The 21,639-nt window shown below is 43.9% G+C and carries 23 protein-coding genes and 2 pseudogenes; 8 read left to right on the top strand and 17 right to left on the bottom strand.

Annotation, left to right across the window (positions count from 1 at the left end; all coding sequences use genetic code 11):
* The 6 genes from B0X70_RS11270 to hcaE are packed head-to-tail and all read right to left on the bottom strand — an operon-like array spanning position 1 to position 4,002.
* Positions 1-735 carry a 3-carboxyethylcatechol 2,3-dioxygenase gene (locus B0X70_RS11270; RefSeq protein WP_251073239.1) on the bottom strand — a complete coding sequence of 245 codons (735 nt, stop codon included), beginning with the start codon at positions 733-735 and terminating at the stop codon, positions 1-3.
* Positions 672-953, bottom strand: a complete 282-nt coding sequence (locus B0X70_RS25520; protein WP_251073238.1) for a DODA-type extradiol aromatic ring-opening family dioxygenase — start codon at positions 951-953, stop codon at positions 672-674. The genes B0X70_RS11270 and B0X70_RS25520 overlap by 64 nt, the downstream gene beginning before the upstream one ends.
* Positions 943-1,785 carry a 3-phenylpropionate-dihydrodiol/cinnamic acid-dihydrodiol dehydrogenase gene (hcaB, locus tag B0X70_RS11265; RefSeq protein ID WP_036806277.1) on the bottom strand — a complete coding sequence of 281 codons (843 nt, stop codon included), beginning with the start codon at positions 1,783-1,785 and terminating at the stop codon, positions 943-945. Before hcaB ends, B0X70_RS25520 begins: the two co-directional genes overlap by 11 nt.
* Entirely contained in the window at positions 1,785-2,102 is a 318-nt protein-coding gene (gene hcaC, locus B0X70_RS11260) for a 3-phenylpropionate/cinnamic acid dioxygenase ferredoxin subunit (RefSeq protein ID WP_217471507.1), read from the bottom strand. The genes hcaB and hcaC overlap by 1 nt, the downstream gene beginning before the upstream one ends.
* Positions 2,102-2,644, bottom strand: coding sequence for a 3-phenylpropionate/cinnamic acid dioxygenase subunit beta (gene hcaF, locus B0X70_RS11255; protein WP_036806283.1), 543 nt, complete (start codon positions 2,642-2,644; stop codon positions 2,102-2,104). The genes hcaC and hcaF overlap by 1 nt, the downstream gene beginning before the upstream one ends.
* Positions 2,641-4,002 carry a 3-phenylpropionate/cinnamic acid dioxygenase subunit alpha gene (gene hcaE / locus B0X70_RS11250; protein ID WP_036775667.1) on the bottom strand — a complete coding sequence of 454 codons (1,362 nt, stop codon included), beginning with the start codon at positions 4,000-4,002 and terminating at the stop codon, positions 2,641-2,643. The genes hcaF and hcaE overlap by 4 nt, the downstream gene beginning before the upstream one ends.
* A gap of 136 nt (positions 4,003-4,138) precedes the next feature.
* On the opposite strand from hcaE, the gene hcaR reads away from it, so the two are divergent.
* From hcaR to B0X70_RS11235, 3 genes are all read left to right on the top strand, one after another.
* Entirely contained in the window at positions 4,139-5,017 is an 879-nt protein-coding gene (hcaR, locus tag B0X70_RS11245; protein ID WP_036806289.1) for a DNA-binding transcriptional regulator HcaR, read from the top strand.
* Between the two features lie 119 nt (positions 5,018-5,136).
* On the top strand, positions 5,137-6,039 hold the full coding sequence (locus B0X70_RS11240) for an alpha/beta fold hydrolase (RefSeq protein ID WP_246593493.1): 903 nt from the start codon (positions 5,137-5,139) through the stop codon (positions 6,037-6,039).
* A 69-nt stretch (positions 6,040-6,108) separates the two neighbouring features.
* Positions 6,109-6,891, top strand: a complete 783-nt coding sequence (locus B0X70_RS11235; protein WP_217471506.1) for a fumarylacetoacetate hydrolase family protein — start codon at positions 6,109-6,111, stop codon at positions 6,889-6,891.
* A 209-nt stretch (positions 6,892-7,100) separates the two neighbouring features.
* Here the strand turns inward: B0X70_RS11235 and B0X70_RS11230 are convergent.
* Positions 7,101-7,750 (bottom strand): annotated as a pseudogene (locus B0X70_RS11230) (pseudouridine-5'-phosphate glycosidase).
* 27 nt (positions 7,751-7,777) lie between these two features.
* Positions 7,778-8,469 (bottom strand): annotated as a pseudogene (locus B0X70_RS25155) (DMT family transporter).
* Between the two features lie 469 nt (positions 8,470-8,938).
* Here B0X70_RS25155 and B0X70_RS11215 point away from each other — a divergent pair.
* Positions 8,939-9,694 (top strand): fumarate/nitrate reduction transcriptional regulator Fnr, encoded by a 756-nt coding sequence (locus tag B0X70_RS11215; protein WP_036775662.1) that lies wholly within the window; start codon positions 8,939-8,941, stop codon positions 9,692-9,694.
* A gap of 135 nt (positions 9,695-9,829) precedes the next feature.
* Positions 9,830-10,774, top strand: a complete 945-nt coding sequence (uspE, locus tag B0X70_RS11210; protein WP_105398296.1) for a universal stress protein UspE — start codon at positions 9,830-9,832, stop codon at positions 10,772-10,774.
* Between the two features lie 71 nt (positions 10,775-10,845).
* Here the strand turns inward: uspE and B0X70_RS11205 are convergent, their stop codons facing one another.
* The 7 genes from B0X70_RS11205 to B0X70_RS11175 all read right to left on the bottom strand — a co-directional run bounded on the left by B0X70_RS11205 (position 10,846) and on the right by B0X70_RS11175 (position 16,416).
* Positions 10,846-11,811: an urease accessory protein UreD gene (locus B0X70_RS11205; RefSeq protein WP_217471505.1), complete on the bottom strand. Its 966-nt coding sequence runs from the start codon at positions 11,809-11,811 to the stop codon at positions 10,846-10,848.
* On the bottom strand, positions 11,808-12,443 hold the full coding sequence (gene ureG / locus B0X70_RS11200; protein WP_036806300.1) for an urease accessory protein UreG: 636 nt from the start codon (positions 12,441-12,443) through the stop codon (positions 11,808-11,810). The genes B0X70_RS11205 and ureG overlap by 4 nt, the downstream gene beginning before the upstream one ends.
* Positions 12,444-12,495: 52 nt before the next feature.
* Positions 12,496-13,182, bottom strand: coding sequence for an urease accessory protein UreF (locus B0X70_RS11195; protein WP_040150560.1), 687 nt, complete (start codon positions 13,180-13,182; stop codon positions 12,496-12,498).
* Positions 13,179-13,775 carry an urease accessory protein UreE gene (locus B0X70_RS11190; RefSeq protein WP_036775655.1) on the bottom strand — a complete coding sequence of 199 codons (597 nt, stop codon included), beginning with the start codon at positions 13,773-13,775 and terminating at the stop codon, positions 13,179-13,181. The genes B0X70_RS11195 and B0X70_RS11190 overlap by 4 nt, the downstream gene beginning before the upstream one ends.
* A 74-nt stretch (positions 13,776-13,849) precedes the next feature.
* A complete protein-coding gene (locus B0X70_RS11185; protein ID WP_040150558.1) occupies positions 13,850-15,565 on the bottom strand; it encodes an urease subunit alpha in 1,716 nt (571 codons plus the stop codon).
* 67 nt (positions 15,566-15,632) lie between these two features.
* Positions 15,633-16,022 (bottom strand): urease subunit beta, encoded by a 390-nt coding sequence (locus B0X70_RS11180; RefSeq protein ID WP_036775652.1) that lies wholly within the window; start codon positions 16,020-16,022, stop codon positions 15,633-15,635.
* Positions 16,023-16,113: 91 nt separating this feature from the next.
* Positions 16,114-16,416: an urease subunit gamma gene (locus tag B0X70_RS11175; RefSeq protein ID WP_011146425.1), complete on the bottom strand. Its 303-nt coding sequence runs from the start codon at positions 16,414-16,416 to the stop codon at positions 16,114-16,116.
* Positions 16,417-16,807: 391 nt separating this feature from the next.
* On the opposite strand from B0X70_RS11175, the gene B0X70_RS11170 reads away from it, so the two are divergent.
* From B0X70_RS11170 to B0X70_RS11160, 3 genes are all read left to right on the top strand, one after another.
* Positions 16,808-17,833: a HoxN/HupN/NixA family nickel/cobalt transporter gene (locus B0X70_RS11170; RefSeq protein ID WP_217471504.1), complete on the top strand. Its 1,026-nt coding sequence runs from the start codon at positions 16,808-16,810 to the stop codon at positions 17,831-17,833.
* A gap of 113 nt (positions 17,834-17,946) precedes the next feature.
* Complete coding sequence (locus B0X70_RS11165; protein ID WP_036806311.1) at positions 17,947-18,237, top strand: CopG family ribbon-helix-helix protein; 291 nt, start codon at positions 17,947-17,949, stop codon at positions 18,235-18,237.
* Positions 18,225-18,521 carry a type II toxin-antitoxin system RelE/ParE family toxin gene (locus tag B0X70_RS11160; RefSeq protein WP_011146423.1) on the top strand — a complete coding sequence of 99 codons (297 nt, stop codon included), beginning with the start codon at positions 18,225-18,227 and terminating at the stop codon, positions 18,519-18,521. The genes B0X70_RS11165 and B0X70_RS11160 overlap by 13 nt, the downstream gene beginning before the upstream one ends.
* Positions 18,522-18,648: 127 nt before the next feature.
* Here B0X70_RS11160 and pntB read toward each other — a convergent pair whose 3' ends face one another.
* Together pntB and pntA are read right to left on the bottom strand one after the other, a co-directional pair.
* Positions 18,649-20,037 (bottom strand): Re/Si-specific NAD(P)(+) transhydrogenase subunit beta, encoded by a 1,389-nt coding sequence (gene pntB / locus B0X70_RS11155; RefSeq protein ID WP_040150553.1) that lies wholly within the window; start codon positions 20,035-20,037, stop codon positions 18,649-18,651.
* 10 nt (positions 20,038-20,047) lie between these two features.
* Positions 20,048-21,577 carry a Re/Si-specific NAD(P)(+) transhydrogenase subunit alpha gene (gene pntA, locus B0X70_RS11150; protein WP_217471503.1) on the bottom strand — a complete coding sequence of 510 codons (1,530 nt, stop codon included), beginning with the start codon at positions 21,575-21,577 and terminating at the stop codon, positions 20,048-20,050.
* Between the last annotated feature and the right edge of the window lie 62 nt (positions 21,578-21,639).

Here is a 21,639-nt window from a genome sequence, read left to right as displayed (position 1 = left end):
TTACGCTCCTATCTGAGTTACAGGTTGAGCACTGACCATTGCCATCCCTGCCAGCCACTCCTTAATAGGTTGGTAATAATGTCGCTGCGCTTTATATTCGCCATAAACAGAAAGCGCTGCAAAAGCCGCAATCCAACAACGAATTTCCTGTCCACCTTTCCCGCCCTGAATGGCAATCCCTCCCTCGGTTAATGAAGCAAGGCGTCGAATATCGCCACTACAAAAAATACGCAATAACTCGTCATCCCACTGTGGATTCAACGGAGCAACGACATTCTCACCACGAGCCAACGATTTTCCAACCTCAATGACTCGGTTTTGCCGTTTCTGGCGCGCTTCTTTTGTCGGATTTCTTCCGGCAATCAGTCCTTCCTCAACTTCCGGCGGCACTTGTCCCATCTGGGGTATCGGGGGATCATGTGATAAGCCGCCAGAACCTAGCAGCAATACCCGCTGATCTGTGGTGAATAGGAATTGACCAACCGCACGACCTAACGCAACAGCACGACGGCATGTCGGCAATGGTTTAGCTGCACAGTTAATAAATATTGGGATAGTTGGATAACGCTGTAAATCTTGGCAAAGCAACATCAGTGGTTGAGTAAAACCGTGATCAGCCTGCATACGCCAAGACTGGGCAACATCAATATCGGCGTTATACAAGGCGGAAATTAAATCCTGCGCTGTGTTCTCAGGAACATTGAGTGGACCTTTACCAATATCCCAATCCCCCACTGCATTCGCCCTGACTCCAACGCAAAATGCCGGCATGAGGTCATAAAAAAACCATTAAAATGGTCAGGAGCGAAAATTACTATCAATTGTGGGTCGTAGGCTTTTATCTGTTCAGCCAGTTGCTGAAAAACCAGCCGAACATGCTTTTCTGTCGTTTCCGGCGGAGAACCAAAGTCCATCAAAGGCGTGTGTGAAGTACAAATCAATTTAACGGTCATTTGAACTCTCCTTTTTGTTCGGAGACATCACTCCCGCTGTAGCTTGGCGAATGCCACGGATACTTAATCCGGCATCAGCCGTTATCATCACCCCCGTTAAAGTACGGTTATTGGCGCGGGAAGCCAGCATGACATACGGACCGGTGAAATCTTCTGGCTGAGGTATGAATTGCAAAGGCAAAATTGCACCGAGACTTTCTAATGACAGATTATCCGTAATACATCTATCTTGCTGAGATAGTGAAGCGGCCCCACGAAGATCGCTTGGCATACCACAAGGCGCAACACCATTAACCCTGATAACTGGCGCTAATTCATAAGCTAACTGGCGGATCATGCCGACCGCGCCGTGCTTGCTGGCGGTATACAACACCCCTCCACCACCAGAAAACCATGACGAGTTTGACAATGTAAAAATCATGCTGCCTTCTGATGCGGTTAACGCCGGTAACGCGGCTTTAGCCCCTAGAATATACCCTTTCAGGTTCACACCCATCAGCTCATCAAATCCTTTATCAATCTGCTCTGGCGAGGCGTCAAGCAAGCTGATTTTATGATCCCATATCCCGGCATTACCAACAAAGCAGTCTAATTTGCCAAAGCGTCGAACAGTTTCAGCCACTGCTTGTTCATTGTCCTCAAAAGAGGCAACATCACCGTGAACAACACAAATATCGTTACCAAAACAGTGCGCTAAAGCTGTCGCTTTTTCTGCCGATAGCTCCAAAACGCCCACTTTAGCGCCTTCAGCAATAAAACGTTCTACTAAAGCCAAACCTAAACCGGAGCCACCGCCTGTTAATAAAATGACTTGATCTTTGATCCAACTCATTATTGCTCCTCCGATACAGTGATATAAATGTTTCCGTCTTTAACAACAACAGGGTAGGTCTTCAATGGATCTGTTGCAGGAAGGCAAAGCGCCCTCCCGGTTCTGAGACAAAAACTGGCCGTATGCAGTGGACACTCAACTGTCGCATTGTCTTCCAAATACCCTTCGGATATCGAGGCATTACCATGACTGCACCGGTCATCAACAGCAAAGAATTCGCCATCACAGTGAAACAGCGCAATATCCGGTGTGTATTCAACCTTACGCGCTTCTCCGTCGGGCAATTCTTCAACAGTACATACGAATAATTGGCTCATCAGAATAAGACACTCAAGTTATGGAAAGTTAAGACTGCCTGATCCAAAGTAATTTCACGTTTGCAAATCAGCCAGCTATCCGTTTTCGGATTACGGCGAACACAATCCAGCCGTTTACCAACATAAAAAGCTTCATCTCGCTCTTTTTGTGAACGGTACAGCAAATAATTGGACTGAACGTAAAATTGGTCAGGCGAGTCCGTTTCAGTGATCACTAAATTTGTCAGTAAATGGCGTGTACGAGATGGGGGTTCCTCTGCCCATGCCATACCGGTTTCCAACCGGGCTATCCGGCGTTCAAGTTGAAATTTATTATCATTGAACAACCAAGTGGTTGGCGGCTGGATACTCTTACGGCGATCGCGGGTTTGAGCATTAACAATGGTGCGCATGGTATAGCTGAGATCTTCTGATAACAGCTCAAGCCAGTCACGAAATTTCCACTCATCCAGTAATGCAATTTCGTAATACAAGAACTGGCTTATTTCATAATGCAGTTCCGACGATACCCTTTTTTCCTGATTGACAATTAACTCTTTCATTTGACCAACTCCTGCTGATAAACCCGGCTTTTTTCCTCTACTTCATCCCAGGTTTCGCTGGTGAGTAAGTCAGCCCAACGCTGATACATGCCACGGGCAACGGTTTCGGAAAAAACATAATTGGTCACACCCGGAATTCCATCATCTCGCACTCTTTCTTGTCCTAATCTCATTTCCATACACAATGCGCTGTTACGGGCTTTGTAACCTCTAAGTACTTTCTGGATTTCTACCCAATTTTCTGAATCATCCTGTTCGAGAAAACCTGCCGGACCAAATGCACGGGCAGTACTGTTCTCAAAAGCGGCTTTTACTTCTGGAGAAGCGGCTTTATCTGCGATGCAGAACGCCCAAACTTCTACCTGATCAGGTCCACGCGGATGCCACACCCGCATGGTTGCGGTGCCGTTAAGCCAGGAAAGCGTCGGGAAAATATTGTTGTGACCGGCAAGACGCAGTGCTCTGACTTTTCCCAGTCGCTGCTCTGCCTCAGCATAAGTTTCACGGTAGTAACGGGCAACGGCGCCATCAACCCAAACGTTGGCATCGGGTTTTTCGGTCAAGAAAAATCCACAACCGTGACCATTCTGGGCAAATTGCACGGCATCTTTTGCCGTTTCCCAAACTGGCCGGGAAGTCTGATCAGCACCTAATGCTTTATGACTGTCGCCCTCTTTTACACTTAAAACCTGTACAGCAGAGGCATGACTGAATAAAGCATGGTATTGATCACCGGCAAACTGTTCAGCGGGTAATTTCCAGTTACAATTGATCACCCACTTTTGCACGCCGCCAATAACTTCAGTTCCTCCTTCACGGCGATCAAGCACACCATCAAGATACCAAGCCATATCACCAAGATAATCAATCAGGGAGGGCGCCGTCGTATCCCAGTTGCCAAAAATCAATCCCTTATAATTTTCCACACATGGCACTTCTTGAAGTCCCCATTGCTCTTTGCAAAGCCCATGTGGATAGGCACACGTTTCCAGCGGAACGTCAACTAATCGCCCGTCCACACCATATGACCAACCATGATAAGGGCAAGTAAACGCACGGGTATTACCACTATCCGCGTAACAAACCCGCATGGAACGATGGCGACATTGGTTAAGGAAAGCTTTGACAGAACCATCTTTCTGGCGGACAACAACAACACTATCTTCTCCCATATAAGTATTGAAAAAATCACCCGGACTGGGGATTTGGCTCTGATGAGCTAGAAACAGCCAACAACGGCCAAATATTCTTTCGAGTTCTAACTGATAGAGCTCGGGATCGATATAAATCTGAGGAGTTACACGACCGGCTCGGGCATCAATCAGGCGGTAAATATCTGAATTTTTGCTCAATGTCATATTATTTTATCCTCAAGTAAAAGAAAGGTTGACTTTTTGCCAACATGCAAAATGAATGCTATTAATAGATTAATATTTTGTGAAATACATTGTTTGTTTAAATTGAGACTTTTTTTCGATATGTGAGGAAACGGCAATGGAATTAAGACACTTACGCTATTTTATTGCGGTGGCAGAAGAATTAAACTTTACTAAAGCCGCAAAAAAATTGCATACTGCACAACCTTCATTAAGTCAACAAATAAAAGATTTAGAAGATTATATTGGTTCCACACTATTAGAGAGAAATAAACGTAGAGTCTCTCTAACCAAAGCGGGAGAAGTTTTTTTCCAACAAGCCCGGCTTATTCTTGACAATGCAGAAAAAGCAAAAAAAATGGCACGCAGAGCGGCACAAGAACAAATTGTGCTAACTATTGGATTTGTCCCATCAGCAGAAGTTAAAGTATTACCAGAAGTCATCCCAATATTTCGCCTGGCTCATCCTGGAGCAAAAGTAGAACTTATTAGTTTATTTAATCCAGGACAAGAAGAGAAATTATTACAAGGTGACATTGATGTCGCTTTCATGCGTCCGCCGATAAAGAGTGATTATATTGATTTTAAAGTCATTCTTAATGAACCGCTGGTGGTTCTGATGCCTGCTAATCACAGGCTAAGATATTGTGAGAAAATTTCAGTCAACGATCTACACGGAGAAAATTTTATTACTCCCGATCCAACACAATCTGGCGTATTACAACAGATTATAGAAAATTACTTTACCGAACATAATGTCGTTCCTAATATTATTCAAACAGCTAATAATATGCTATTAATCTTAAACATGGTTAGTCTGAATTTAGGGTGTGCAATAGTACCACTCTATATTACCAGCATCATGACAGATGCAGTTATTTGTCGGCCATTATCAGGGTACTCCCCGACAATAGAGTTAATAATGGCATGGCGAAAAGACAACACCTCAGAATTATTATCGCACTTAATAGATGTTGTTGAAAATAAATACCTGTAAGAATAAAAATAAGCGTCATTGTTTTTACCTTTCAGGCTAGACATATTAAGTATTAGTGAATATTACCCGTGGTCGTTATATTAATAACGTATTAACTTAAAATAAATAAGGGAGATATCATGATGTCAACATCAGCAAACCCTCAACATAAACCTATACAACCTGAATTACGTTCGCTTTGGTCGGCCATTGCCAGTGGTGAAATCCATCTACATCATCTCGATGTAAAAGGGATAAAAACCCGTGTTCTTGAAGCAGGTAATGGACCTATTCTCATTTTCTTACATGGTATTGCAGGTCATTTAGAAGCTTATATGCGCAACATACTGCCCCATGCTGCCCATTTTCGTGTACTGGCGATCGATATGCTAGGGCATGGCTTCACGGATAAACCTGTCCGTTCCTATGAAATTATCGATTATGTGGAACACCTGCGGGATCTTATTGAGACATTAAATCTGAAAAAAATTCACCTTTCTGGCGAGTCGTTAGGTGGATGGGTCGCAGCCCGGTTTGCAGCAAAATATCCGCAATATATTCACCGTCTGGTGTTGAACACCGCTGGTGGCATGATTGCTGATCCAAATGTGATGGAACGCCTGCGCACACTGAGCTTGAATGCCGTGAAAAACCCGGATCGGGAAGCTACCCGCAAGCGTCTTGAATTCCTGATGGAAGACCCTGCGATGGTGGCAGAAGACCTGGTTGAAGCCCGTTTTGCCATTTATCGTCAACCGGGTATGTTGTCCGCTATGGAAAACATTATGTGTCTGCAAGATATGGAGACCCGCTCACGTAACCTCTTGACCGAAGATGAGCTGGCAAAGATCCAGGCTGAAACCCTAGTGCTATGGACCACACACGATCCGACTGCTGCGGTTTCAGTAGGTCAGCGCCTTGCCGGGCTTATTAAAAATAGCCGTTTTGTCGTGATGGAAAAATGCGGTCACTGGCCTCAATATGAAGACCCGGATACATTCAACCGGCTCCATATCGATTTTTTACTCAACGGCAACAAATAATGTCTCTTTCAGACGAGTGATATTCCAGTTGGAATGTCACTTCTTTGGTTTGATTAGGAGCAACAACAGATGAATAACATCATAAACCATCTTAGTGAGAAATTATTTCAATCGTGGCAGAATCGTCAAGCTATCGATCCTATCTCTGATGAATATCCAGAACTGACATTACACGATGCTTATCTCATCCAGCAAAAAGTTATTGTTCGCCGGTTGGAAGCAACCGGAGCACAAATTGTCGGCAAAAAAATCGGTATTACCAGCCAGGTAGTTATGGATATATTGGGCGTCGATCAACCCGATTTTGGCATTCTCACCTCAGATATGCATTACAAAAACAACGCCACTGTACCCATTGAACAATTAATCGCACCGAAAGCTGAAGGTGAAATTGGCTTTATCCTGAAACACAATCTGAGTGGACCAGGTATTACGGCGGGAGATGTACTCAGGGCAACAGATTACATCGTGCCCTGTATCGAAATTGTCGATTCCCGTATCCGTGACTGGAAAATAAAAATCACAGATACTGTTGCTGATAATGCCTCATCAGGGTTATTTGTCATTGGCAGTGGCGCCCGTCTGCCATCAGAAATTGATTTAGCCGCCGTTACAATAACGCTGGAGAAGAACGGCAAACTGGTTGACACCGGCATCGGCGCCGCTGCACTAGAGCATCCCGCTAACGCTGTTGCCTGGCTAGCGAATATGCTAGGAACACTGAATATGGCATTACTTCATGGAGAAATTATTCTCTCTGGCTCCCTCACCACAATGGCGCCAGTTAATCCTGGTGATCAGTTGAAAATTAACTTACTTGGCGTGGGATCTGCCAAGGTCAGTTTCGCCTGAAAAGATGGATCGAGAAAGCGTAATGCCAAAAACAGCGATTAATTTCCGGCTTAAGGTATCAACGGTATATTGGCGCTCCCGCACGCCATTTACCGCTGATTCTACACCCTCAGCACTGAATGAGATTTTTACCAGCATTATGGAAAAGTTAACACATTAGAAAATCGATAAATATGATAATCAGCACACCCAGATGATGAAAATAATGATTAAGACCAACCTCTATTTTTATAAAAAGCATGGGCTACCGCTAACTTTCCCGCAACTTCTGCGGTATTCACTAATACGGCCATATTGGCTTTCGCCGAGATGCCATCAGTTTCTCGGTCAATCGTTCTCATCAGATATTTTGTTAATGAATTACCAACAATATTATTCTTTTTAGCCTCCAATACCGCTTGTTGTATAACCATATCAATCTTTTGACTCTCTATCGCATCCTCAGGCTTGGTTGGCGTCGTAATTAATATTCCTTTCCCTCCCGGCAACATCCAATTTATTTCAATCACTTTAGCCATTACGGCAGGTTCATCAACACGTTGTGGGCTTTTGAATCCGCTGGAACGGCAATAGAATGCAGGAAAATCATCCGACTGATAGGATATGACTGGCACATTCCATGTCTCTAAAAACTCCAATGTTAATCCAATAATTCCCCCTTATCTATTCCTATCGTTGCGGGTATTGCCCCACTTGCACGAACAGCCTGCTCAACATTCTTAGCTGTTGTGACATTATCAGGATAATCCAAACCATGAGTAATCACATTGGATTCCAGAGCAACAACAGGCTTTCCTGATTCAAGCGCTTCTTTTACCTCAAGGCTGAATTTCAATGGAACTTTATTGCTGATATTCATGCTATATACCTTTTAATTTTACGGCCATCAAAGAATTACCCCCACTTTCGAAAAAATCATCGTGGTGATCTCAACTGGCCCTTTCATATGAACAACATCTTCTTTCATCCCTTCACACATATATTGCGCTTGGCTAATATCTCCGCCTATGCAGAAATAAAATGCCGCCATAGGTCTATCAAGTGCATTGAGAATAGATCGCATCCTTTTCGCCGAAGATAAATCATTATTGCTCTCCGAACTGTAATTAGATGACATTAATCCAATATACAATGGATTACTTTGTAACGCATGTAACCGACGACCCAATGTCATATAATAATGCCATTCCGGGACACAACGTGGAATAATTGACACATCAAAACTGGAACGATCATAAACTTGCTGATTAATCGCGATAACATCCTTTTTTCGGACAATATCATCACTTATTCGTACAAATTCTCCGTTAGAAAAGTGATATAAAACAAACAGTACTCCAACAATTTTTACCAACCCAGGAGTCATATCCTGATATAACCAATCAAGCAGTACCGCTGATAACATTTGCCCTGCAATAACAAGAACAGCGGCATTCATCGCCCCTAATTTAGGAAAAATATAACTACTGACTGCTACAAACAAAGCGTCAATATTATTGTTAAGAGAAAAAAACCACCTATATGATTCCAAAGCGAAGCACCAAAAGAACTAATCGAGACACTTAATTGCCCATTAATCGTCCTTGTCGCCGCGATAAATATGCCATTTAAAAAGGCAATTTACCTTATTATTTAACTAGTTGTATTTAGGAATAAAATCAAAAATAGGCTCTTAAATTCAAGCCATGTTTTCAGACTTGTCTTATTTCTCTATAAACCTTTATATGGAGCCATAATCTGACTTGTCAGAAAAATAAAAAACAGATAGATTTTAAAAGATAATTGCTATGGAGAACATAAAAATAGGGCTTGCCATAGGTGGATAAAGGAGAAACTCTTTACCAAATTCAAGACGCTGATATTGAATATAATCTTGCTATGGCAATGATCGAACACTAACTTTACGGTAATGTAACAATTTCTTATAGTTAATATATAAGGTAGTACATTTTCTCGAATAAATTGCAGAAAACCATTATAGCTCTTACCAGAATCATCAAGAAATGCTAAAGTTGAAGGATATGAATATTTCAAATGAGCATGCCATATGATCCAGGAAAAACGTGTTATTCGTCGAATCCAGTCTGGTGGTTGTGCGATCCACTGCCAGGATTGCAGCATTAACCAGCTATGCATTCCTTTTACCCTGAATGAGCACGAGCTTGACCAGCTTGATAATATCATTGAGCGTAAGAAACCTATCCAGAAAGGACAAACGCTATTTAAAGCAGGCGATGAGTTGAAATCTCTTTATGCTATCCGTTCTGGCACAATTAAAAGCTACACTATCACCGAAGAAGGTGATGAGCAAATTACAGGTTTCCACCTCGCAGGGGATTTAGTCGGTTTTGACGCTATTCTTAACACTAAACATCCAAGTTTTGCTCAGGCTCTGGAAACATCAATGGTCTGTGAAATTCCGTTTGAAACATTGGATGACCTGTCTGGAAAAATGCCTAATCTTCGCCAGCAGATGATGCGCCTAATGAGTGGGGAAATTAAGGGCGACCAAGAGATGATATTGCTGTTGTCTAAGAAAAACGCCGAAGAACGGCTAGCTGCATTCATTTATAATCTCTCTCGTCGTTTCGCTCAGCGTGGTTTCTCACCAAGAGAATTCCGTTTAACCATGACCCGCAGTGATATTGGTAATTACCTCGGTTTAACTGTTGAAACTATTAGTCGTCTGCTTGGGCGTTTCCAGAAAAACAATACTCTCGGTGTAAAAGGTAAATACATCACGATTGAAGACATGGATAAGTTGTCTGAATTAGTCGGAAAAAAATCTGTTTCAATTACCTGATCTTAAAACCAGATCATCTTATTTTGTTGATCTGGTTCTCCTCTGACCTGTTCGGTTTGCTCATATTGGTTTATCTTTAGTATTGAAACGTGAGTATTGAAGCATATTTTGTCTAGCCTCTGTGAGGATACCATTATGGCAAACTATCAAAACCTTTTAGTTGTAATTGACCCAAGTCAGGACGATCAACCGGCATTAAGACGCGCAGTTTATATAGTGCAACGCAACGGTGGCCGGATTAAAGCTTTCTTGCCCATTTATGATCTTTCTTATGAAATGACCACCTTACTCTCCCCAGAAGAAGCTAATGCTATGCGTAAAGGGGTTACCAGCCAACGCACTGCCTGGCTTAAACAACAAGCGTACTACTATCTGGAAGCCGGTATTGATATTGAAATAAAAGTGGTATGGCATAATCGACCTTATGAAGCGATTATCCAGGAGGTCATTACAGGTAATCACGATTTACTTCTGAAAATGACGCATAAACATGACAAGCTAGGCTCCTTGATTGTTACCCCACTCGACTGGCAGTTACTCCGTAAATGCCCATGCCCAGTATGGATGGTCAAAGATCAGATATGGCCAGACCAAGGCTCCGTTGTAGTCGCGGTCAATTTGTCTAATGAAGAGTCATATCATCATGAACTGAACCTGAAACTGGTTAAGGAAACTCAGGAACTGGCAAATCAAGTCATGAAAAACCCAGAAATTCATTTGGTCAGCGCTTATCCTGTCGCGCCACTGAATATCGCCATTGAATTACCCGATTTCGACCCAAGTGTTTATAACCATGCTCTACGTGGCCAGCATCTTATTGCCATGAAAGAATTGCGCCAAAAATTCTGTATTGATGAAAAGTATACTCATATCAATGAAGGACTACCGGAGAGTGTTATTCCCAAAATGTGTGATGAGATGAATGCGGGTATTATTGTTTTTGGTATCCTTGGCAGAACTGGGCTATCCGCCGCTTTTCTGGGAAATACCGCAGAACATGTGATCGACCAGCTTAAATGTGACCTTTTGGCGATAAAACCTGATGGTTTTGAATGCCCAGTTAAAGCCGCTAAAGAGTGATAGTAATAGAGTAATAGTATGATAATCATCCATTTGGCGATAAAACCCGAAACAGATTTTCATCCCAGGTTTTATCGCCAGATAAACGGCTCAGGTAACGTAACACCAAGGATCTCCTCACGGGCTATACGCCAAAAAAGACGAATACCCGCTTTAACTTGATAAGTTTCTTTTCCCAATACCTTAAAGATTAGACCACACTGATTAGGTAAACGACTGGTACCACTCGCTATACCCGTTTCAGCATCGTACTGAGGAGTCATTCGCGCCAGAATACGATCATGGTGAACCTGAGGTGTCAGCAAGATCACGTTTCCGAACACATGGAACGGCCCCATCACCCCTACGCTGTTCAACGGTTGTTTTTTAGGCTCCAGTACATAACGCTCTGTAAACAATACCTTGCCATCAAAATCAGTTGCCGTAATACGTGATGAATAAACATCAAATTTAAACCCCTGATCAGCAAGGTGGTATTTGCGACCGGACATAATAATTTCAGAATAAATCAATGTGGCGGTCGGATGAATGGTTATCTGAGTGTCGGTAATAAACCGAGAACCACTGTGAGGTATAACCGGATCGGGCATCATTTCCAGATAGCCTCCCTGCTCTATCTGGATAGTTTGTACTTGCGCTGCGTAGTTATTCTCCATCGAATGAATTTTAGTCGCCGATTGGGTCGTGACATGACCAAACGCCTCTGGAGCGACATGAATGTCCAGCGCCAATCTATCCCCTTGCAAGATACATCCCGACGTGGAGATCATAAATACACACGGCATCTGCGGTAATGCCTCATCCCAATACAGCGCCCGCTGCACTAAATAAGGCACCCGGCGTTTCATTTGCGCCAAAATACTACGATCGCCACGCCGGGCAAATCCCAACCGCAAATAACCACTTTTACCGACATCACCGCTTGCCATCTGAGGCGGTTCATCCTGAAATCGTGCAAGTTCCGGCGCGTTGACACCAAGATTATTCGCCCATTGACATGCATCTCCGATATTTTGCGGTGAGCTGGTGGAAGTCATTGCTTCGCCTGTAATGAATGGGTAAACAGGAAATCACGCATGATCATATTTACCAACGTTTCAACACCCTCTCCGGTTTTGCAATTGGTAAGGATATAAGGACGCTGACCACGTACAACTTGAGTGTCATGCTCCATCACCGCCAAGCTGGCGCCAACATAAGGCGCTAAATCAATTTTGTTGATCACCAGAATATCGGCCTGTACCAAACCCGGTCCGTTCTTGCGCGGGATTTTCTCCCCTTCAGCGACATCAATCACATAAATATAAAAATCTGCCAAAGCCGGACTAAAAGTGAGTGTCAGGTTATCACCACCACTTTCAATTAACACAACGTCGCTGTCAGGAAAACGCGCTTCCATCTCCTCTACCGCGGCAATATTCATACTGGGATCTTCGCGCACCGCGGTATGAGGGCAAGCACCGGTTTCCACGCCAAGTATCTTTTCTTCATCTAAAATGCCCTTCAAAGTACGTTTAACCTGTTTAGCATCCTCAGTGGTAACAATATCATTGGTGATAATCAGAGGTTTTATTCCGCGCTGGATCAAGATAGGTGTGATCACTTCAATAACGGCCGTCTTGCCTGAACCCACCGGACCGCCAATGCCAATTCGGGTAATTTTTTTCACAGAGATTTCCTCACACGATTAAGAGGTGGTTAAAAGCGATATCAGGATCAAGTTAATTACTGAACAGCCGGGTAAACGCGCTAACGTGAAGCGCTGCCAGAACATCGGTCATAGGTGCATAAGATGTCATCTGTTCAATCCCTCCCTTTTCCGCCTCATCACAAAACAGTTCGATATCTTGATTCAATGAGAACAAGATACGTTGAATTTCTATATGGGTAACACGCATCAGGCGTATAGCCGCACTGAGTATCGTCATTGCAACGCCATATTGATGCATGACGATCACTTCACGTGGAGCCGCACCCAATGCACTCATGACAACCGCCAAAGTAATCGGATAGGTACCGGCGGCAATATCGCTCTTTATTTGTGCTAACCACCATGCAATTAACGATTCACCAGTGACTTCAACTGCCATCTCCGCTAATTTTTTCCCCATCCGCGTGACCATTGTGCGACTTTCTTCATTTAATTTGCGATTAAGTACCGCCCAATCATGGGTGATAGCGGCATCATGTTGCCCACTATTCAGCGCCTGACACGCAGCCACAACTGCGCGGCCATCACTACTTACCGCCTGTAACAACGCTGTGCGCGTAAACTCGCTTAACGTTGCCACGTCATACACGATTTTGCTCTGAATGGCCGATTCCAGACCGTTTGAAAAAGAAAACGCGCCAACAGGCAATACTGAATCAGCAAACTGCATGATTCTGATTAAGCGGAGAGCGTTCATTTTAGTTTAATCACATGCTGGTTCAGAAATGTATTATCGACATGAACGTGTGTCGCGGAATCCTCAGCACCACCGAATAATAAGCGAGCTTCTGAGTTGTTAAGAGAAGGCAATATCTCTTCACCTTTAACAAAGGAGTAAGGCAAGGCATGAAAACCGTGGGTTTTCATGACTGAATCCATGACTTTAGTTGAGACTGTCAACGGAATATAAATCTGGTTGTTTTTAATCACTGACTTCCAATGCTGATTACCTAAAGCGTGACCAAGTTCGAAGCTGGTTTTCATTACCGTTTCTAAATCTAATGACAGTAATGATTTCAGATGAATAACCATCACATCACGCAGGCTCATTTGAACAATAACCGCCAATCCTTTAGCTTCGTCCCACAATAAAACATCGCCATCAGACAATACCTGATGACGATCAAGGGAAATACCTAAATCCAATCCATTAAGGGTAGATTTACGACAACGGCTTTTTTGCGCTTCCCATTGCGAAAGTACCAAGATATCCGGCGAGATCCCTTGCAAGCGATCTCGCCAGAAAACATCCTTTTTGGCATTACCAAGAATCTGTTCAATAACAATCATAAGATAATCCTCTGAACGAGTGGATCGGTTAATCCGGCCAGAAACATATTCTCTGACCGGCAACAAAAAATAGATTAACTAAAGAAATAGCGCTGATTGAGCGCGACTGTCCTGACCGGTTTTACGGTGGCATATTCACCATTCACCTTGACAGCAAAGGTTTCTGCATCCACTTCAATTGCGGGCGTTTCAGCATTACGCACCATGTCTTTCTTAGAGATAGCCCGGCAGTTGCGCACCGCCATAACCTGACGTTCCAAACCAAGGCTCTCTTTTACCCCCAGTTCCATCGCCGCCTGGGATACAAAAGTAACACAGGTTTCCTGAAGGGTTTTGCCCAATGCGCCAAACATAGGACGATAAAATGTCGGCTGCGGCGTCGGCAATGAAGCATTTGGGTCCCCCATCACCGCCCAATTAATCATACCGCCTTTAATGACCAACTTAGGTTTTACGCCAAAAAAACGTGGCTCCCACAGCACAAGATCAGCCATTTTTCCCACTTCAACCGAACCGAGCACATGACTTATGCCCTGAGCAATAGCTGGGTTAATCGTAATTTTGGCGACGTAACGTAATACACGGAAGTTGTCGTTATGTGCTGCGTCCTCCGGCAACTTGCCTCGCGCCGCTTTCATGGCATGGGCAGTTTGCATCACGCGCAGCCAGTTTTCTCCCACTCGCCCCATTGCCTGAGAATCACTGGAAAACATCGACAATACGCCCATATCGTGCAAAACATTCTCCGCAGCAATGGTTTCTGGACGTACGCGGCTTTCCGAAAATGCAACATCGGCCGGCACTTTGGGATTAAGGTTATGGCAAACCATAATCATATCAAACAATTCCGCCTGGCTATTGATACCGTAAGGCAGTGTGGGATTAGTCGAGCTAGGCAACACATTCATCTGACTGGCAACTTTAATGATATCCGGTGCATGCCCGCCACCGGCGCCTTCGGTGTGGAAAGTATGAATGGTACGACCTTCAAAAGCATCGATGGTATCTTCAACATAACCGCCTTCATTCAGGCTATCAGTATGCACTGCGACTTGGATATCCATTTCATCCGCTACACGTAAGGCATTACGCAACGCGGAGTTCGTTGCGCCCCAGTCTTCGTGCACTTTCAACCCGGCAACGCCCGCTTTGATCTGCTCAACCAGCGGCATAGCCACCGCAGCATGGCCTTTTCCCAAAATACCTACGTTAACCGGTAAACTTTCAAAAGCACGCAACATGCGATGGATATGCCACGGACCGGCGGTGACAGTGGTGCCATTAGTGCCATCAGTGGGGCCAACACCACCGCCAAAGAAAGTCGTCACCCCATTGGATAAAGCATGTTCAGCCTGTTGAGGAGAAATAAAGTGAATATGGGTATCAATACCAGCAGCCGTGAGGATGAGATGCTCACCAGAGATAGCATCAGTACTAACACCAACCACCATACCGGGGGTAACGCCATTCATCATGTTAGGATTACCACTTTTACCTATCCCGACAATACGTCCCCCTTTTATGCCGACATCCGCTTTAATGACGCCTTGTCGGGCATCTAAAATAGTAACGCTGGTGATGACCAAATCTAATACGTTTTCGCTGGTCATACGGTTATCCGCACCCATACCATCACGCAGCGATTTACCTCCGCCATAGACCGATTCATCACCATAGCCACGCAGATCTTTTTCAATTTCAATAAATAGATTGGTATCACCCAAGCGGATCTTATCGCCGGTCGTTGGACCAAAAAGACCTACATATTCCTGTCGGGAAATGGTTGGCATAGTTTATTCCTTTGTTCGAAAGATTTTCCGACGTTCGTCAATTCTACCTTGAATTCATTCGATTCTACTATCCGGCATGTAACCAGGTTTTCTCCACAGGCTCATCAATAACAACCTGACTTTTACCCGCCCAACCATCGACTAAATTATTAAATCCATAAACGTTTTGTTTCCCGCCAATCGGGATTAATGACACCTCGATTTCATCACCGGGTTCAAAACGGATAGCGGTTGTTGCTGTGATATTAAGTCGTTTACCAAACGCAGCCGCACGATTAAATTGCAAAGCTTTATTTACTTCAAAAAAATGGAAATGAGATCCCACCTGAATAGGACGATCACCTGAATTACGAACTTTTAATTGAATAACCGGGCGATCTTCATTAAAGGAGATCGGGTCTTTAGCCAGAATATACCCCCCCAACGGAGTAACATCTTCTTTATTATTTTTTTCCATCGGAAAATCTCCACGTTAAGACGTGAGTCAAGACATAAGTTAATATTTTGTCTAGATAATTTTTCCTGCTATTTACAATTTGTTTCAGCAATCATTGAATGGGATCATGCACAGTGACCAAACGACTACCATCAGTAAATATCGCTTCAACCTGTACATGCGGAATAAGATCAGCGACGCCATCCATCACATCCTCTTTAGTCAGAACATGCCTGGAATCATCCATCACTTCTTCCAATGTTTTCCCCTCTCTGGCGCCTTCCAATGCAGCCGCAGTAATAATCGCAACGGCTTCAGGATAATTGAGTTTTAAACCGCGAGACTTACGCTTTAATGCGACATCAGCCAGTGTATATACCATGAGTTTTTCGATTTCCCTTGGTGTTAATTGCATAAAGCCCCCTAATCATTGGTTATTCCATACGGCCACACTGCTATGTCAATATATAACTTATATGTCAATATATAACTTAATACAATTTTTCCAACAGACTTTATTCAAAAGCTGCTGTCCCTATCCGAATATTGATTTAGATAATCTTTTAGCAAAAAATCTTTGACACAAAGACCATAATATGTCAATTAAGATCATTCTTTTCAACACAGGTTAGTCCTCTTACCTCTTATTTAAATTTATCCAAGGTAATATTACAAGCTGATTAGTATGCCCACTTGGTAAAAAAATTATAGGTCATGAAGTCAGAAAATACTTACTGTTTTTTTGGACTTCTAGCAATCACCCGTAAGACGGGTTTTACATTTACAGATTTACAGGTATTCCATATATGAATAATTTAACGGATAAAAAACGTGCTGTATCTCTTCTGGTTGTTTTGATTGCCGCCAACATACTGGCTTGGGTTTGGGCATTTATCGCTTTCCGTCATCATGCGGTTATGACGGGGGCGGCCCTGCTGGCTTACGGTTATGGACTACGCCATGCGGTCGACGCTGATCACATCGCAGCCATTGATAACGTCACCCGTAAATTGATGCAACAGGGTAAATCACCCATTGCTGTCGGCGCATTCTTTTCTCTTGGGCATTCCACCATTGTTATTCTGGCCTGCTTCGCCATCGTCCTAACCTCTATGGCGTTTAAAGATCAAATGGGCTGGATTCATGACTATGGCGGCATTGCCGGTACCTTAGTTTCGGCCTGCTTTCTGCTAGCAATAGCACTAATTAATTTGCTGATATTAAAAAGCGTTTATCAGAAGTTTCAGGAGATCAAACGTGGCAAAAATCTGGCTAAAAGTGATTTGACTGTACTAGAAACGACGCCGGGGGGGATCATGACGCGCCTGTTTCACTCAGTCTTCCGACTGGTAAGCAAAAGCTGGCATATGTATTTGGTCGGTTTTCTGTTTGGATTGGGTTTCGACACCGCTACCGAAGTTGGGCTATTAAGCATATCTGCCGCCGGCTCTCTCAGTGGGCTTCCTCTGTGGTCGTTGATGGTATTCCCGGCGCTATTTACCAGCGGTATGGCACTCATCGACTCACTGGATAATTTTGTAATGGTGGGTGCCTATGGTTGGGCGTTTTCCCAACCGACACGCAAACTCTATTACAACATGACCATTACCGCGGCTTCCGTTGCTGTAGCACTGTTCATCGGTGGGCTGGAAGCGCTTGGGCTTATCGCTGAACAGTGGGGTTTGCATGGCGTTTTCTGGAACACTATCGGGGCATTAAATGACAATATGGGCAATGTTGGTTTTTGGGTTGTCGGGATTTTTGTTCTGTTCTGGACCTTATCAGTGATGAATTATCGCTGGCGGGGGTACGATACGCTGGAAATTAAATAACAAACGCAGAACTCTTCACATAACCGTGCGATGTATTACATCCTGAAATGTTGTTATGCTCGCTATCTAATGATAGCATTTGTGTTACTAGTGATATCATTGTGAGAAAGGTTATGCATAAACAAACGAAACAGACAATAACCCTTCGCTTAGATGAAGGGTTAAAAACACGCATTAAAGCGTTGGCTGACACGCAAGGTATTTCTGCCCATTCGCTTATGGTACGTTCAATCGAAAGTGAAATTGATACTTTGGAGGCCAGACAACAATTTTTACGTGATGCCGAAAACGCTTGGTTAGAATATGAAGCCACCGGTTTACATTTAACTGGCAGTGAACTTTGTAATTGGCTGGATGCGATTGTACGTGGCGAGGATAAGGAGCCACCTGAATGCCATCTGTAATAGTCACTCCCGCAGCAACAAGAGATATAAATCGTCTTATTGATTTCTTATATCAACGCGATACAGTTGCTGCGAAGTCGGCACTTAGTATCATTAGCAAACACATCCAAGCACTGGAATCTAACGTCTTATCTGGACGGCCAACAGAAATTTATCCACTCTTTGAGTTAATTATCCCTTTTGGTGGTACAGGCTATATATTGTTATACAGAGAACTTCCCGGAAGTAATACGCGTTACATTTTGGCTATCCGTCACCAGCGAGAAATCAACTATAAGCACTAACTTAAGCATTAATAACTAGTGAATCGCAAATAAAGTAAAACAACGAATGTAATTTCTGTCTCTTAATCAAGAAATCTGACTAAGAGACAGTAAATCCATCATAGCTGTAAGTTAAAACAATAGAAAATCACAGTGCACGCAGGATTGCCTCTACGCTCGCCTTCGCATCACCGAACAACATCTGGCTATTGTCTTTAAAGAATAGTGGATTTTGTACACCGGCGTAACCTGTGTTCATAGAGCGTTTGAACACAACAACATTTTGTGCTTTCCAAACCTCCAGAACGGGCATACCCGCAATCGGGCTGTTGGGATCTTCCTGTGCCGCAGGGTTAACGGTGTCGTTGGCGCCAATGACCAACACAGTATCGGTATCAGAGAAATCATCATTGATTTCATCCATTTCCAAAACAACGTCGTAAGGCACTTTTGCTTCTGCCAACAGCACGTTCATATGCCCAGGCAGACGTCCCGCAACGGGATGAATACCAAAGCGAACGTTGACTCCCTTCTCCCGCAGTTTGGCTGTGATGTCATGTACCGGATATTGCGCTTGAGCAACCGCCATACCGTATCCCGGCGTGATGATAACAGAAGTTGAGTTTTTCAATAGTTCAGCCACTTCTTCCGCTGTGGTTTCGCGGTACTCGCCCATCTCCTGCTCGTCACCGGTTGAAGAACCATCAGTACCAAACCCGCCAGCAATCACACTGATAAAAGAGCGGTTCATCGCTTTACACATGATGTATGAGAGAATCGCCCCCGAAGAACCAACCAGTGCACCCGTTACAATCAACAAATCATTGCTCAACATGAAACCCGCTGCTGCTGCGGCCCAACCCGAATAGGAGTTCAGCATTGAAACCACCACTGGCATATCCGCGCCACCGATGGAAGCGACCAAATGCCAACCAAACGCCAATGCGATTGCTGTCATGAGCAATAACGTGAACACTTGCAGGCCCGTACTTTCCGTTTTCACAAAGGTAATCAACAGCACAAAGGAGATCACAAGCGCCGCAAGGTTTAATTTATGACGATTTGGCAACATCAACGGCTTAGAGGAAATTTTTCCACATAATTTACCAAATGCCACAACGGAACCGGTGAAGGTAACCGCACCAATGAAAACCCCTAAGAAGACCTCTGTTAGATGGATATTTTCCATCACGGGTTCTGCAAAACTATCGTGAGCAATAAAGCTATTAAAACCGACCAGCACGGCGGCCAAACCAACAAAACTGTGCAAAATAGCAACCAATTCCGGCATTTCAGTCATTTCAACTTTATTTGCCAGACGAATACCAATAACCGCACCGATCACCATCGCCAGAATAATCCAGACAACACTTCCGGTATCAGGTCCGAAAATCGTCGCAATCAATGCGATTGCCATTCCGGTGATACCAAAAATATTTCCGCGTTTAGAACTCTCATGACGAGATAACCCTGCCAGGCTGAAAATAAATAAAACGGCGGCAACAATATATGCTGCTGTAACGACTCCACTCGACATTAGTTACCCCTTAGTCCTTACGAAACATTTTCAGCATACGTTGAGTGACAGTGAAGCCACCGAAGATATTAATGCTGGCAATAAGAACAGCAATAAATGAGAAGAAACTTACCCATCCACCATCACCAATTTGTAATAACGCCCCAACGACAATAATCCCCGAAATGGCATTAGTTACCGACATTAACGGTGTGTGCAAAGCATGGCTGACATTCCAAACCACGTAATAACCCACCACACAAGCTAACGCGAAAACAGTAAAGTGGGATAAGAATTCTTTTGGCGCAGCATTGGCTAACCAACCGAATAAGATAACAGCCAATGCCAATAAACCATATTTCAACCAAGGTGAAACGGGTTTCGCCGCTGGCTTTTCTGCTTTAACCGAGGCTGGTTTTGCCTGCGGCTGAGCTGAAACTTGAATCGGTGGCGCAGGCCAGGTAATTTCTCCCTCTTTGACGACTGTCACGCCACGAATAACAACATCGTCAAAATCAATATTGATTTCGCCATTTTTTTCTTTACACAACAACTTGAGCAGATTAACCAAGTTAGTACCGTAGAGCTGAGAAGATTGTGTTGGCAAACGGCTGGGCAAATCTGTGTAACCAATAATTTTCACACCATTTGCAGTAACAACCAATTTATCTGCTTGCGTTAATTCGCAGTTGCCGCCTGTCTGAGCCGCCAGATCAACAATCACACTACCCGGCTTCATGGATTCAACCATCTCTTTGGTGATAAGACGTGGAGCGGGTTTCCCTGGAATTAACGCGGTTGTTACAATGATATCAACTTCTTTTGCCTGTTCAGCAAAAAGCGCCATCTCCGCTTTAATGAAGGCTTCGGACATCACTTTTGCATATCCGTCACCACTACCGGCCTCTTCTTCAAAATTCAGCTCAAGAAACTCCGCCCCCATGCTCTGAATTTGTTCTTTAACTTCAGGACGAGTATCAAACGCACGAACAATCGCGCCTAAACTGCCTGCGGCCCCCACAGCAGCCAAACCAGCAACACCGGCGCCAATAATCATCACTTTGGCTGGCGGGACTTTTCCTGCCGCAGTAATCTGACCAGTAAAAAAACGGCCAAATTCGTGAGCGGCTTCGACTATTGCACGATAACCGGCAATATTTGCCATAGAACTCAACGCATCCAGCGATTGTGCTCTGGAAATACGCGGTACTGAATCCATCGCCAACACCGTGACTTTACGGTCTGATAGCTTCTGCATTAACTCAGGGTTTTGCGCTGGCCAGATAAAACTAACCAACGTACTCTCTTCCTTCATTAATGCAATTTCGTCATCCTCAGGAGCATTAACCTTTAAAATAATATCTGAACGCCAAATATTATGACGATCAGTAATTTCAGCACCTACTTGTTGGTAAGCACTATCTTCAAAACTGGCTAAACGCCCAGCTCCACTCTCAACAACGACATTAAATCCCAATTTCAGCAGGTGTTCCACAGTGTTCGGTGTGGCTGCAACACGTGCTTCATTGACAAGTCGCTCCTTCGGTACACCAATACGCATAATGTTCCCTTCCTAAAGCCTAAGATTAATGATGATTATTGCTTGCTACAGTTAACTTAGCG

The sequence above is a fragment of the Photorhabdus akhurstii genome (assembly GCF_019090985.1).
Classification (GTDB): Bacteria; Pseudomonadota; Gammaproteobacteria; order Enterobacterales; family Enterobacteriaceae; genus Photorhabdus; species Photorhabdus akhurstii.
Note: the sequence above shows the minus strand (reverse complement) of the source record. Positions and strands in the feature narration are given on the sequence as shown.